Origin of the sequence: Carnobacterium maltaromaticum DSM 20342 (assembly GCF_000744945.1) — a bacterium.
In the GTDB taxonomy this organism is placed as follows: Bacteria; Bacillota; Bacilli; order Lactobacillales; family Carnobacteriaceae; genus Carnobacterium; species Carnobacterium maltaromaticum.
The window spans coordinates 2,325,105-2,339,456 of record NZ_JQMX01000001.1; the positions used below are offsets into that span (position 1 = coordinate 2,325,105).

Genomic DNA, 14,352 nt, shown 5'->3' on the forward strand with positions numbered 1-14,352 from the left:
TCTGATTCAATTTAGGTTTAGGAAATTTAAAAAATCATTTTATATAAAATAGAGTCCAACTAGAAAAAACTAGTTGAACTCTATTTTTAATTTATTAGAGAAGCGTTTTATCCCAGCCTCTTTTTCTATTAGTCTTCTTTGATTACATTAATAGTTAATGTTGCTACTACTTCTGGGTGAATCTTAACATCAATTTTAGCAGCTCCCAAGTTACGAATAGGAGTAGTTAAATCAATTTTTCGCTTATCTAATTTCACATCAAATTGCTTTTTAACAGCATCTGCAATCTGCTTACTTGTAATAGAACCGAATAAACGACTATCCTCTCCTGCTTTAGCAGGCATTGTAATAACCGTTTTTTCATCTTCTAAAAAGGCTTTTAAATCATTCGCTTCTTTTAGAATTTCTGCATCATGCTTCTCTTGCGCTTTTTTCTGACCTTGCAATTCGCTTAAGCTAGAAGATGTTGCTTCTTTAGCTAAACCATTTTTAATTAGGTAGTTTTGCGCGTACCCATCTGCTACATTTTTAGATTCACCTTTTTTACCTTTACCTTTTACATCTTGTAAAAAAATAACTTTCATTTATACTTCCTCCTTTATTTGTCCTTGGATGACTTTTCTAAGTTGCTCCTTAGCTTCAGCAACAGTGCAGCCTTCTATTTGAGTTGCTGCATTTGATAAATGACCACCGCCACCTAACCTCTCCATAATGATTTGAACATTGATTTCGCCAAGACTACGGGCGCTAATCCCTATTCGTCCATCGGAGCGCTTTGTGATAACAAATGATGCATCTACATCAGCCATTGAAAGCATTGTATCAGCAGCTTGTGCTGCTACTACTGTATCATATACTCTATCTTCTTCGCCAGTCGCTACAGCCATATTTTCACTTAAAAATTCGATAGACTCTATTAAATGACTTCTTAGAAGATATACATCAACGTTTTCTTTTAATAAACGCTGAATCATAACAGCATCTGCTCCACAAGATCTTAAATAACTAGCTGCGTCAAAGGTTCGAGAACCTGTTCGTAGTGAGAAACTTCGTGTATCAACTATCATTCCGGCTAGCATAGCTGTTGCTTCTATTTTATTAATTGGAGTCGCTTCATTAGATTGATACTCAAAAAGCTCTGTAATCAATTCTGCAGTAGATGAAGCATAAGGTTCAATATAAACTAAAACAGGGTTCTCAGGGAAATCTTCGCCCCTACGATGATGATCAATTACAACAACTTGATTGGTTACTTTCAACAAATCAGGAGCAATCGTAATCGTTGGTCGATGATGATCCACCATAATAACTAACGATGCTGGTGAAATAATTTCCTGAGCTTTTTCTGGTGTAATAATATAACGGCTAATATTAGGGTCTTTTTCAACTTCTTGCATCAGACGTGCAATATCATTACTAAATTCTTCTGGATTAACAACGATGTAGGCTTCCTTATTGTTCATTTCAGCGATACGTCTAATGCCTAAACAAGCCCCAATAGCATCCATATCTGGATATTTATGACCCATAACAAAAATTAAATCTGTTTGTTTCATAATTTCTTGTAATGCTTGACTAATCATCCTAGAACGAACACGTGTTCGTTTCTCCATTGGATTTGTTTTCCCACCATAAAAACGAGCTTCTTCATCTGCGGATTTCACAACAACTTGATCCCCACCTCGACCCAATGCCAAATCAAGATTACTTTGAGCAAGTTTTGCGAGATCACTCAAATCCTTATCTCCATATGCTAAACCAATACTTAAAGTTAATGGGAAATTTTGTTTAGATGTTCGTTCTCGAATTCGATCAATAATACTAAATTTTTCTGATTCAATTTTATCTAATGACTTCATATACATAAGGACAATAAATCGATCATCAGAAACTCTTTTTAAATAAATATGGTGCTCTCTCGCCCAATTGGTTAATTGAGTTGTGACAAAATTATTTAAATTTGAAACACTTCGATCATTCATTGATTGAACAATTTCATCATAGTTATCAATAAAAATATTACCAATAACTATTTGCTCTTCAATATACTGTTCTTTAATTTTTGCATATTGGGTAATATCCATTAAGTAAACAACTTTTATATCATCTTGAACAATCATTTGAAAATCCTTGTTGCCCCATTTTATATTTGTTAGTCCAGATTCTTGATTTTTTTTAATAATTCCAGCTAACTCTTTATCAATATCGGCAATCTTTCTACCTAATACTTCCTGTTTTCCAAAGTATAATTGTAAGTATGGATTTGCCCATTGCAACTCATATTCTTCATTATATAAAAGGATTCCAATTGGCATTTTTATTAAAGCTTCTTGTTCTCCTCTTTTTATACGATAAGATAAGTCTGCAATATATTTGTTTGTTTCAACTGTGATTTTTTTCAGAGCATATAATACCAATAATGATATTACAATAAATAGGAAAAACAAAGTTACACCAATCCAAAAATTAGCAAAGAAAGCTACTACTATTACTGAGAATAAAATTATCCCTAAAACTAATGAAGCTATTTTCAGCTTTTTATCTCTCAAAAAAACTGGAAGCTTTTCGTGAGGCAGATTTTTTTCCATATCAGACTCCTTCTCTTCAACACAACTATCACTACTAAATTAAATTGAATATATACTATATTTTACCATACTACAAACTTTAATTCTAGCAAGGGTTCATTGCTTGTTTCACGTGAAACAATCTGATAATCTATATTTCTACTTGAACATAGATTCAGTAATTCATCTCTTATTTCGACTTATTTTTTAAAATAAAAAAGTCGTGATTTACATCACGACCTACAATTTCTATTATTCAGCTGATACGAATGGTAATAATCCCATAATACGAGCACGTTTAATTGCAATTGTTAATTTACGTTGGTGTTTAGCGCATGTTCCTGTAACACGACGAGGTAAAATTTTACCTCTTTCAGAAACAAAGCGTTTCAACAATTCAACATCTTTGTAATCAATATTATCAATATGGTTTGCTGTGAAATAACAAACTTTACGGCGCTTGCGTCCGCCTCTACGTTGTTGAGCCATTATTAATCCTCCTTTTCATTCCATTCTGTTTAGAATGGTAAGTCATCATCTGAGATATCAATAGGTTGTCCACTTGAAGCAAATGGATCCTCATTCCGATTGGAATTTTGATATTGTTGTTGAGGAGCTGAAGATTGATTATTTGCGTTGCTGTTATAAGAATTTTGTTGATAGCCACCTGATTGTTGTGAAGGTTTAGAAGGACTAGTTGCCCCACCATTACTACCACTTGTATCATGACTTTGACGTTGCTCATTTGTTGATTTTGACTCAAGCATTGAGAACGTATCAACAACCACCTCAGTAACATAAACACGTTGCCCTTGTTGGTTATCGTAAGACCGTGTTTGAATACGACCTTCCACTCCAACTAAAGACCCTTTGCGTGTAAAATTAGCAAGTGTTTCAGCAGTTTTTCTCCATGCTACACAGTTGATAAAATCAGCTTCGCGTTCCCCACTCTGGTTTGTAAACTGTCTATTGACTGCCACAGTAAAAGAAGCAACGGCTGTACCACTAGAAGTATATCGTAAATCTGCATCTTTTGTTAATCTTCCAACTAAAACAACTCTGTTAATCATCTTTTGTTAGCTCCTTCCATTAAAATGTTTCATGTGAAACATTTTTAACATTACACTTCTTCTCTAATTACGATATGACGAATAATATCATCACTAATCTTAGCTAGACGATCAAATTCATTGATAGCCGCTGCATCAGTTGCAGTTAACTTAACGATATGGTAAATTCCCTCGCGGAAATCTTTAATTTCGTAAGCTAAACGGCGTTTCGACCAGTCTTTAGATTCGATTATTTCAGCGCCATTATCTTTTAAGATAGTATCGAAGCGTTCAACAAGAGCTGCTTTCGCTGCCTCTTCAATGTTAGGACGGATAATGTAATTAATTTCATACTTTGCTGTTTGACTCATCTGACTGTCACCTCCTTATGGACTTTGGCTCTTTTGATTTCAAAAGAGCAAGGAGAGCATTCTATAAGATAGATTACTCACGTCCTATCAGTGTAACATTTTTATCAAGGAATATCAATAGTTTAAACCATTTTTATTTTATCTATATTAAAAATAACAAAAGGAATATTAATTGTAATTCTATAAAAAATGCTCTTTGCAGTTAGACTAAAAATCTAACTTCAAAGAGCATCACATAATTTTTATTCTTGATCTAAATCTGTATCATTTTCTATTTCTTCAGCTGTATTTGAATCATCTAATTCATTACTAGCTTCAGATACTATAGGAGTTGTTTCTGTTTCTACTTCTTCTTCAATTGGTTCAGCATCTACTTTAGCCATTGTCGAAACAATTGCATCCTCACCAACACGAATTAATCGTACTCCTAAGGTTGCTCGACCTGTTTGAGAGACGGTATCAACATCAAATCTAATAATAACTCCTGTATTGGTAATCAGCATAATGTCTTCTTCGCCATTTACTGTTGTCAATCCAGCAAGATTTCCATTTTTAGCCGTAATATTAGCAGTTTTGATTCCTTTACCACCACGACCTTTAATTGGGTATTCACTAGCTTTAGTTCGTTTTCCATAGCCATTTTCAGTAATCACAAGAACTTCTGAATCAGGTTTCATTACGTCCATTCCAACAACGTAGTCATCTTCACGTAAACGAATCCCACGAACACCACTTGCACTACGTCCCATATCACGAACCGTATTTTCATTAAAGGTTACAGCATAACCTAAATGTGTTCCAATAATCACATTTTGATCGCCATCCGTTACACAAACATTCATCAGTTCATCGTCTTCTCTAAGAACAATTGATTTTAGTCCGTTGCTACGAATATTGGCAAATGCGCTAACAGACGTCCGTTTCACTACACCTTTAAGTGTTGTGAAGAATAGGAAATGATTGTCTGCTGCTTGTCCTTTAACATTGATAATCGCTTGGATTTTCTCACCAGAATCAATTCCTAGTAAGTTAATCGCTGGAATACCTTTTGCTGTACGGCCATATTCTGGAATTTCATATCCTTTAGCGCGGTAAACTTTTCCGTTATTTGTAAAGAATAATAACGTGTCATGAGTTGAACATGAAATTAATTTTTCAATGAAATCATCATCATGAACGCCCATTCCTTGAACTCCACGACCACCGCGACGCTGTGCTCTAAATTCATTATTAGGCAAACGTTTAATATAGCCATTATGAGTTAAAGTTATGACAATATCTTCTTCTTCGATTAGATCTTCATCTTCTAAACTTAGCACTTCGCCAACTAATAGCTCGGTTCTACGAGGATCCGCAAATCTATCTTGAATTTCAAGTAATTCAGTTTCAATAATGGTATGAATTCGTGTGCTGCTGGCTAAAATGTCTGTTAAATCTTTAATCAATTCAACTAAGTCATTGTATTCAGCTTCAATTTTATCTCGCTCTAAACCAGTTAAACGTACCATACGCATATCTAAAATGGCTTGCGCTTGTTTTTCAGATAAACTGAAACGTTCCATCAATTCATTTTTGGCAATCTCACCTGTTTTAGAGCCACGAATAATTTTGATGATTTCATCAATGTGATCTAAAGCAATTCGTAAACCTTCTAAAATATGCGCACGTGCTTCAGCTTTACGCTTATCAAATTCTGTTCTACGACGAATCACAATTTCTTGATGCTCTAAATAATTTTCTAAAATAGATTTTAAACTTAGTACTTTTGGCACACCTTTAACAATTGCTAACATGTTGAAACCAAAAGAAGTTTGCATTGGCGTTAATTTGTATAGGTTATTTAAAACAACACTGGCACTAACATCACGACGGACATCAATGACTACACGCATACCATCTCGATCGGATTCATCACCTAAATCAGTGATTCCTTCAATTCGTTTTTCACGAGCTAAATCAGCAATTCGTTCAACTAATTTCGCTTTATTCACCATGTAAGGCAATTCGTGAACAACAATCCGCTCTTTACCATTTTTTAGAATTTCAATTTCTACTTTTGCTCGGATTGTAATTGATCCTCGACCCGTTTCATATGCACGACGAATTCCAGATTTACCCATCACTAATCCCCCAGTTGGGAAATCTGGGCCAGGTAATACTTCCATCAAATCAGCTGTTGTTGCATCAGGATTGTTCATCAAGATGTGCAGTGCTGAAATAACTTCTGATAAATTGTGTGGCGGAATATTAGTTGCCATCCCTACCGCAATACCGGTAGCTCCATTGACTAGTAAGTTAGGAAAGCGTGCCGGTAAGACCTCTGGTTCGCGTTCTGAGCCATCGTAGTTGTCTTGGTAGTCAATTGTATCCTTATTGATATCACGCAGCATCTCCATCGCTATTTTCGACATACGGGCTTCCGTATACCGCATAGCAGCTGCTCCATCTCCATCGACAGACCCAAAGTTTCCGTGTCCATCAACCAATGTATTTCGGTAACTAAATGGCTGTGCCATCCGTACCATTGATTCATATATCGCACTATCTCCATGGGGATGGTATTTCCCCATAACATCTCCAACAATACGCGCAGATTTTTTGTACGGTTTATCAGGCGTAACGCCTAATTCATTCATTCCATATAAAATTCGACGATGAACTGGCTTCATGCCATCTCGTACATCTGGCAAAGCGCGGGCAACAATAACACTCATGGCATAATCCAAGAATGAAGTTCGCATTTCTTTGGTTAAATTAATTTCGGAGATATTCTCTTTAAATTCTTCGGCCATTCTATAAAATCCTCCTCATTTTAGAAAAGCAGTACTCAGTTCGTATGCTTAACATAGGGTCGCTAGTTTATGAAAAATTAACTGGTTTTAGTCCATTAGACGTTCTTTACTAAAATTAACTAGTAGTTCTCCAAACGAATAATCGTCTGTTAGATATCCAGATTTTGTACGTAAACAGCATTTTCTTCAATAAACTTACGGCGTGGTTCAACACGATCACCCATTAGCATTTCAAAAACTTGATCTGCTTCAATCGCGTCATCAACTGTTACTTGTAACATTCTACGACGTTCTGGATCCATGGTTGTTGACCAAAGTTGTTCAGCATCCATCTCACCCAATCCTTTATAACGTTGGATTACTGGTTTTGGTTGTGCTGGAATTTCTTTCAAGTAAGCTTCTAGTTCAGCATCTGAATCCAAGTAAACCATTTTCTTTCCTTGGCGGACTTGATACAACGGTGGTTGAGCAATATACACATAACCTGCTTCAACAACTGGACGCATGTAACGGTAGAATAAAGTCAGCAATAACGTGCGGATATGCGCACCATCGACATCGGCATCGGTCATAATGACTAATTTATGGTAACGAGCTTTTGATACATCAAAGTCTCCACCAAATCCGGTACCCATAGCCGTAAATAAAGAACGGATTTCTTCATTGGCTAAAATTTTATCTAAGGTTGCTTTTTCAACGTTTAAAATTTTCCCACGAATTGGCAAAATAGCTTGGAATAGGCGTGAACGGCCTTGTTTTGCTGATCCACCAGCGGAATCTCCTTCGACGATGAAAATTTCACTAATACTAGGATCTTTACTTGAACAATCGGCTAATTTACCAGGTAAATTACTGATTTCTAGACCACTCTTCTTACGTGTTACTTCACGGGCACGTTTAGCAGCTAAGCGAGCTTTTGATGCTAAAATCCCTTTTTCAATGACACGACGAGCAACTTGAGGATTCTCCATTAGGAATTTATCAAAATGAGCCGAGAACAAACGGTCTGTAATCGTACGCGCTTCAGAATTCCCTAATTTTGTTTTTGTTTGTCCTTCAAACTGTGGATCTGGGTGCTTAATTGAAATGACAGCTGTCAATCCTTCTCGCACATCTTCACCTGTTAAGTTTTCTTCATTTTCTTTCATCAACTTGCTTTTACGAGCATAATCATTGATGACACGCGTCAAGGCTGTTTTAAAACCTGATTCGTGAGTTCCACCTTCATAAGTGTGAATGTTGTTAGCAAAACTCAACAAGTTTGTATGATATCCATCTGTATATTGCATCGCTGCTTCAACAACAATCCCTTGTTGCTCACCTTCAATATAGATTGGATCCTCAAAAAGAACGGTTTTGTTGTGATTTAAGTGTTCTACATAACTCTTAATTCCGCCTTCATAATGGAATTCTTTTAACGTTTCTTGACCTTCACGTTTGTCTTCAATTGAAATTTTCAAGCCTTTATTTAAGAACGCTAACTCACGGACACGGGTTGATAATTTTTCAAATTCAAAGACTGTTGTTTCAGTAAAAATTTCAGGATCTGGTACAAAATGGACAGTTGTTCCTTGACGATCAGTATCGCCAATAATTTTTAAATCTTCGCCAACTTTTCCTTGATGGAACTTTTGGTAATGAATTTTGCCATCTTTATGAACCATTACTTCTAATATCGTTGAGAGTGCATTTACAACTGAAGATCCAACACCATGAAGTCCACCAGAAACTTTGTATCCTCCACCGCCAAATTTACCTCCGGCATGTAAAACAGTAAACACCGTTTCAACAGCTGGACGACCTGTTTTAGCTTGAATCCCGATTGGAATCCCACGACCATCATCAATAACCGTAATACTGTTATCTTCTTCGATAATGACATTAATCTCACTAGCAAAACCTGCTAAGGCTTCATCAATTGAGTTATCTACGATTTCCCAAACTAAATGGTGTAATCCTTGACCACTTGTTGATCCAATATACATCCCTGGACGTTTACGTACGGCTTCTAATCCTTCTAAAACTTGAATTTGACTGGCATCATATTCTTGCGCTAATGCATCCATATCTCTTGTTTCTTCCGACACGTTTATTCACTCTCCATTTCTACATGACCACTACTAACTTGAAAAACACGAGGTGCTTTCAAAATATTTTTTTTAATTCCATCCAAACTTGTTGTGGTTAAGAAAGTTTGAACTTTATTTTCAATCGCTTTAAGTAAGTGCGTTTGCCGTTCATCATCTAATTCAGATAACACGTCATCTAATAAAAGAATTGGATATTCTCCTGTAATCTCTCTCATTAAATCAATTTCAGCGAGCTTGATGCTTAAAGCTGTTGTTCGCTGTTGTCCTTGTGAACCATATGTTTGAACATTTTGATTATTGACTAGGAATTTTAAATCATCACGGTGAGGCCCAACTATCGTACTCCCTTGATCCAGCTCACGTTTTCGACCTTTTTCAAATGCAGCAAGTAAATCCTGATAAATACTGGCTTTATCCAACTCATTTGTGAGTGGCAAACTGCATTGGTACTCAATCACTAAATCTTCACGTTCCCTAGAAATTTCATGATGAATTGGCTGAGCCCACTTTTCTAATTTTTTTACAAAAGAAAGCCGTTCTAGTAAAATCTCGGCGCCATAAGTGGCTAGCTGTTCAGTCAAAACTTCTAAAAAGGTTAGATCTTTGGCTTTTTTCATCATTAATTGCTTTAAATATTGATTTCGTTGTTTTAAAATATGTTGATAATTTACAAGATTATGCAAATAAATGGGATTCATTTGTCCCATTTCCATATCGAGAAATTTACGTCTGATAGCTGGTGATCCTTTGACTAAAGATAAATCTTCGGGAGCAAATAAAATGACATTTAGTTTCCCTAGATAATCACTTAATTTTTTTTGTTCCAAGTGATTAAATTTAGCTTTCTTGCCTTTATTAGAAACGACAATTTCCAATGGGAAGGAGGAATTTTTCTTTTGAATGCGTCCACTAATCTTAGCGAACTCTTGGTTCCAAAATATTAATTCCTTATCATTAGACGTTCTGTGGCTTCTTGTCATAGCTAAAACGTAGACGGCTTCCATTAAATTGGTTTTCCCTTGGGCATTTTCACCCAAAAAAACATTAATGCCTTCTGAAAATTGAACTTCCGCAGCCTCATAGTTGCGATACTGAGTGAGTTTAATTTCTTCTAAAAACATTAATCTTCAGCCTTTTGGGATTGACTAGCATCTTGAATAAAATAAGTTCCTTCATCAGGAATTTCGACGATTGAACCAGGAAAAATTTTCTTTCCTCGGCGATTTTCGACTTCATTATCTAATAAAACAGTATGTTCAGCTAAATACCATTTAGCCATCCCACCACTACTAATAATATTCACATGTTTTAATAATTGCCCTAACGTAATAAATTCACTGTCAATATAAACGGTCTCTTTCACAAGCTCACCTACTCTCAATAAAATAAGCGCGGAAATATGGTTGTAAATCCACGCAATTCAGTATTTTGGTTATCCTTAATTATACCATTAACACACCTATTTTACAATGTAATTCTGATTATTTGAGGGCTATTTTGCATTTTGTTACTCTTTTAAAAAAAGACCTTAAATTAAAAAAAAGTGCTTATATCGAAAAATAGGGGGTATTTTAATAGGTTATTCATAATTTTTCCTCAAAATCTCATTTGAATTCGTTCTAAAATGAAAAAAATAGAGTTAAAAAAATTCAATGCGTGAATTTTTTTAACTCTATTTGATTATTTTTTAAAAAGTTCTGACTGGTGTAATTAGTTGAATAAAGGTTTTATCATCTTCACTTGGAACTAAAATAAATGGTCGAACAGGTGAAGTGAATTTAATGCGAATATCTGTTTGTCCGAAAGTTCTTAAGGCATCTTTCATGTAATCTGGGTTAAATGAAAGATCAATTGGTTCACCTTCAACAGAAATATAAGCAAGTTCCTCTTTAACATTCCCAACATCTGGAGAATTACCAGAAATTTCAACTAAATCAGGAGTAATAGAAACTTTAACAACATTATTTTTACCTTCATGAGAAAGTAATGAAGCACGTTCAATCGATCCTAACAATGAACTTGCATTAAATACAATTTCAGTTGAGGCTGTTTCTGGAATTAAACGAGCAGTGTCTGGGTAATAGCCTTCTAGTAAACGTGAGTAGAAAAGCATATTTTCCATTTTAAATAGAACTTGGTTCTCAGTAATCATCATTTCGATATTGTCATGTGAATCATCCAATGTTCGAGACAATTCAATTAAGCTTTTTCCTGGAATAATAACGTTATACTTTTGATCAGCTAAAGCGCTATTTAGTTCCAATGGAATAATTCGTTGACTTAAACGGTGACTATCTGTTGCAACTGCTAATAATTTACCATGTTCAATGACCATATTCACACCCGTTAAAATTGGACGACTTTCATGTGTTGAAATAGCAATAACTGTTTGTCCAATGACTTGTTTAAATAAATTAACAGGTAAGACAAATGTTTCTTGTGTATCAATGACTGGTAAGTGCGGATAATTGTTTGCATCTAAGCCATTAACCGTAAATGAGGCATTAGCAGATGTGATCAATGTTTGGAAATGATCTAATACTTCGACTTCCATCATTTCATCAGGTAATTTTTTAACAATTTCACTAAAGAAGCGAGCTTGTAAAACAATACTACCAGCTTGATCAATGGTTAAATTATTTTTTTCATCTTCTTGAGAAATAAAAGCTTCAATTGAAATATCAGAATCACTACCTGTTAAAGTTAGTCCTTCTTCTGAAGCCATAATTTTTAAACCTGTCAAAATTGGAATTGTTGTACGAGATGAAATAGCACGTTGAACGTCTGCTAAACTTTTTAAAAACTCACTTCTTTTGATTGAAAATTTCATTGATAATAACCTCCACAAATTGGTTTAATTTATTTAATAAATACTTAGTAATAGTAGTAGGGCCTGTTGATACTGTGGAAAAATGGAGTAACACTTAGAGCCTAATAGTTTTCCACATGTGTATAACTTGTGCATAAATAGCAGATAAGTTTTAAAGTTATCCACATAGTCAATTATGACGTGGAATGAAAAATAACTTAAAATTAGGGCTAAAACGAACAACTTAACTGCTTAATTTATTTTTTATTTCTTCTATATCACGGCGTAATTCTTCATCCTTTGTTAAGGCATGATCTATTTTTTCATATGCATGAATGACAGTTGTATGATCTTTACCACCGAATTCAGCTCCAATTTTTGGAAGTGAATTTGAAGTTAGCTCTCTTGATAAGTACATAGCAATCTGACGAGGGACAACAATTGATTTAACACGCTTCTTGCCTTTTAAGTCACTTAATGCGATTTGGTAGTACTTACTTACGACGCTTTGAATTTCTAAAATTGATAAGGTTGTTGGTTTATTTGAGGGCAAAATACTTTTCAAAGCATCTGCAGCTAAGCTAGTTGTGATATCACGACTTTCAATAGCTGCATAGGCTTGTACTCGAACTAAAGCCCCTTCTAATTCTCGAATATTGGAATCAATCTGTCCGGCGATATAGCTTAAGGTATCACCTGGAATTTCTAAACGTTCAGCATTGGCTTTTTTACGTAGAATCGCAATTCTCGTTTCTAGGTCAGGTGGCGTAATATCAACTGATAAGCCCCATGCGAATCTTGAAACAAGACGTTCTTGCAGTTTAGGAATCTCATTTGGTAAACGATCACTTGTTAGGACAATTTGTTTACGTTCATCATACAAGGCATTAAATGTATGGAAGAACTCTTCTTGTGTTCCTTCTTTATCCGCGAAAAATTGAATATCATCAACTAATAATAAATCAACGCTTCTATATTCATTTCGGAATTTTTCTTGTGACTTTGTTTGAATAGAATTAATAAAGTCATTAGCAAATGTTTCACTACTGACATATTTTACTTTAGCATCCGGATTGATTAGTAGCATTTGATGACCAATAGCGTGCATCAAATGTGTTTTACCTAATCCAACTCCTCCATAGAAGAATAACGGATTGTAAATAGTTCCAGGTTCTTCAGCTACGACTAGAGCAGCTGCATGAGCCATCTGGTTCCCTTTTCCGATAACAAAAGTTTCGAAGGTGTATTTATCATTTAGCAAAGCATCTTTTCTAGGACCATCTTTTTTAGAAATAGATGAATTATTTTCAAATGAAGAATTATCTGTAGAGTCTTGCTCATTTTTAATAATGAATAAAGGTGAAATTTCACGACCTGAGTATTCGTAAATGTTTTCAACGATTCGTGTCGTTAAATTTTTTTCCCAATAATCTTTGTGTAAGGATGAAGGAACTTCAATAATAATGTTTTGCTCGGTTATTCGAATTGGATGGGCACTTTTAACCCAAGTGTTATAACTGACTTCGGCAAGCGATTCTTTAAATCTTTCTTTTAGATAGTTCCATAGGCTCTGTAAGTCATCCACAAAAACGAACCTCCTTTATAAGTGTGTCTTAACTATTTTAGCATTTTAACTGAAAGTTTTCCACAAGTAGTTGCAATCTGTTGAAAATTTATAAAATCACTGGGTAAAAGTTTTCCACAGGACGAAAAAATAGTGTGTATAACTTTTAAAAAAATGAGTTTTCCTTTTCTTTTGTGGATAGAAAATGGTTTTGAAACCTTGTAACAAAAGGTGTTTCACGGATTGTTAACAAAAAATGTTGAGGTGGGTATAAAAGTAGTGCACAATCTGTGTACTTGTGGATAATTAGAATCTAACTCAAAATTAAATTTTACTGTGGAAAAAGTTATTCGAGACGTTTGTGGATAAAAAAAGGGAGATGTGGACAATTTGATTGAAAAATAAAAATGTAAAAATAATTGAAGCGAATGAATTTTTTTTAGCCAAATTTTAAAGATAAGAGAAAGAGATAAAAAATGAGATTTAAAAAATAATGACTCAGATAATAGGTAGTAATTATTTTTTGAAAGCCTTATCTTTAGAAAAAAGTTGGATTTTAATTAAAATCGAGGGGCTTTTATAATAAATATCGCGAAAATAGGTTTCTTATTGATAACATTTATGCTATTATATTTGAGTGAGTGAATGAAAGTAGACGAGTTGCACTTGACAAGACTATTTTTGCTTCGTTATAATAATCAAGACTGTCTTTGAGAAAAGTAGAACTGAATATAAAGAGATAGTTTTTACAGGAGGTGTATTACGAATGAAAAGAACTTACCAACCTAAAAAACGTAAACGTCAAAAAGTACATGGTTTCCGTAAACGTATGAGTACTAAAAATGGACGTCGAGTATTACAAAGTAGACGCCGTAAAGGCAGAAAAGAATTGTCTGCATAGATCACTGAACGTCTCAGTGGTCTTTTTTTCTATCAAAATAGATTTTTTTAAGTCTATTAGTGAAATAGAAAGCATTCTAAAGACCCTGAGATTTTCAATTTTAGTAAGGTGTTTCTTTGCTAGGTAATCAACTGTGTGTATTATTATAAGAAGACAGTCAAATTTAGAGATGAATTATGGTATGATGAAAGAAAAGATAGAGATGAGAG

The 14,352-nt window shown here is 34.6% G+C and carries 12 protein-coding genes; 1 reads left to right on the forward strand and 11 read right to left on the reverse strand.

Annotation, left to right across the window (positions count from 1 at the left end; translation table 11 throughout):
• Positions 1–128 precede the first annotated feature (128 nt).
• The 11 genes from rplI to dnaA all read right to left on the reverse strand — a co-directional run bounded on the left by rplI (position 129) and on the right by dnaA (position 13,263).
• On the reverse strand, positions 129–584 hold the full coding sequence (gene rplI / locus BR77_RS10775; RefSeq protein WP_010052338.1) for a 50S ribosomal protein L9: 456 nt from the start codon (positions 582–584) through the stop codon (positions 129–131).
• Positions 585–2,588 carry a DHH family phosphoesterase gene (locus BR77_RS10780; RefSeq protein WP_035064939.1) on the reverse strand — a complete coding sequence of 668 codons (2,004 nt, stop codon included), beginning with the start codon at positions 2,586–2,588 and terminating at the stop codon, positions 585–587.
• A 231-nt stretch (positions 2,589–2,819) separates the two neighbouring features.
• Complete coding sequence (gene rpsR / locus BR77_RS10785; RefSeq protein ID WP_010052333.1) at positions 2,820–3,056, reverse strand: 30S ribosomal protein S18; 237 nt, start codon at positions 3,054–3,056, stop codon at positions 2,820–2,822.
• Positions 3,057–3,085: 29 nt separating this feature from the next.
• Positions 3,086–3,637, reverse strand: a complete 552-nt coding sequence (ssb, locus tag BR77_RS10790) for a single-stranded DNA-binding protein (RefSeq protein ID WP_010052330.1) — start codon at positions 3,635–3,637, stop codon at positions 3,086–3,088.
• Positions 3,638–3,687: 50 nt separating this feature from the next.
• Positions 3,688–3,987 (reverse strand): 30S ribosomal protein S6, encoded by a 300-nt coding sequence (gene rpsF / locus BR77_RS10795; protein ID WP_010052328.1) that lies wholly within the window; start codon positions 3,985–3,987, stop codon positions 3,688–3,690.
• A 242-nt stretch (positions 3,988–4,229) separates the two neighbouring features.
• The gene (gyrA, locus tag BR77_RS10800) at positions 4,230–6,779 is read right to left on the reverse strand and encodes a DNA gyrase subunit A (protein WP_015075095.1); all 2,550 of its coding nucleotides are present in this window, start codon (positions 6,777–6,779) and stop codon (positions 4,230–4,232) included.
• 149 nt (positions 6,780–6,928) lie between these two features.
• The gene (gene gyrB / locus BR77_RS10805; RefSeq protein ID WP_087064554.1) at positions 6,929–8,845 is read right to left on the reverse strand and encodes a DNA topoisomerase (ATP-hydrolyzing) subunit B; all 1,917 of its coding nucleotides are present in this window, start codon (positions 8,843–8,845) and stop codon (positions 6,929–6,931) included.
• A 23-nt stretch (positions 8,846–8,868) separates the two neighbouring features.
• Positions 8,869–9,990: a DNA replication/repair protein RecF gene (recF, locus tag BR77_RS10810; RefSeq protein ID WP_010052325.1), complete on the reverse strand. Its 1,122-nt coding sequence runs from the start codon at positions 9,988–9,990 to the stop codon at positions 8,869–8,871.
• A complete protein-coding gene (gene yaaA / locus BR77_RS10815; protein WP_010052323.1) occupies positions 9,990–10,232 on the reverse strand; it encodes a S4 domain-containing protein YaaA in 243 nt (80 codons plus the stop codon). Before yaaA ends, recF begins: the two co-directional genes overlap by 1 nt.
• Positions 10,233–10,556: 324 nt before the next feature.
• Positions 10,557–11,699, reverse strand: a complete 1,143-nt coding sequence (gene dnaN, locus BR77_RS10820) for a DNA polymerase III subunit beta (protein WP_010052320.1) — start codon at positions 11,697–11,699, stop codon at positions 10,557–10,559.
• 223 nt (positions 11,700–11,922) lie between these two features.
• The gene (dnaA, locus tag BR77_RS10825) at positions 11,923–13,263 is read right to left on the reverse strand and encodes a chromosomal replication initiator protein DnaA (protein WP_010052318.1); all 1,341 of its coding nucleotides are present in this window, start codon (positions 13,261–13,263) and stop codon (positions 11,923–11,925) included.
• Positions 13,264–14,008: 745 nt separating this feature from the next.
• Between dnaA and rpmH the strand changes: the two genes are divergently transcribed.
• Positions 14,009–14,143 (forward strand): 50S ribosomal protein L34, encoded by a 135-nt coding sequence (gene rpmH / locus BR77_RS10830; RefSeq protein ID WP_010052317.1) that lies wholly within the window; start codon positions 14,009–14,011, stop codon positions 14,141–14,143.
• Positions 14,144–14,352: the final 209 nt, after the last annotated feature.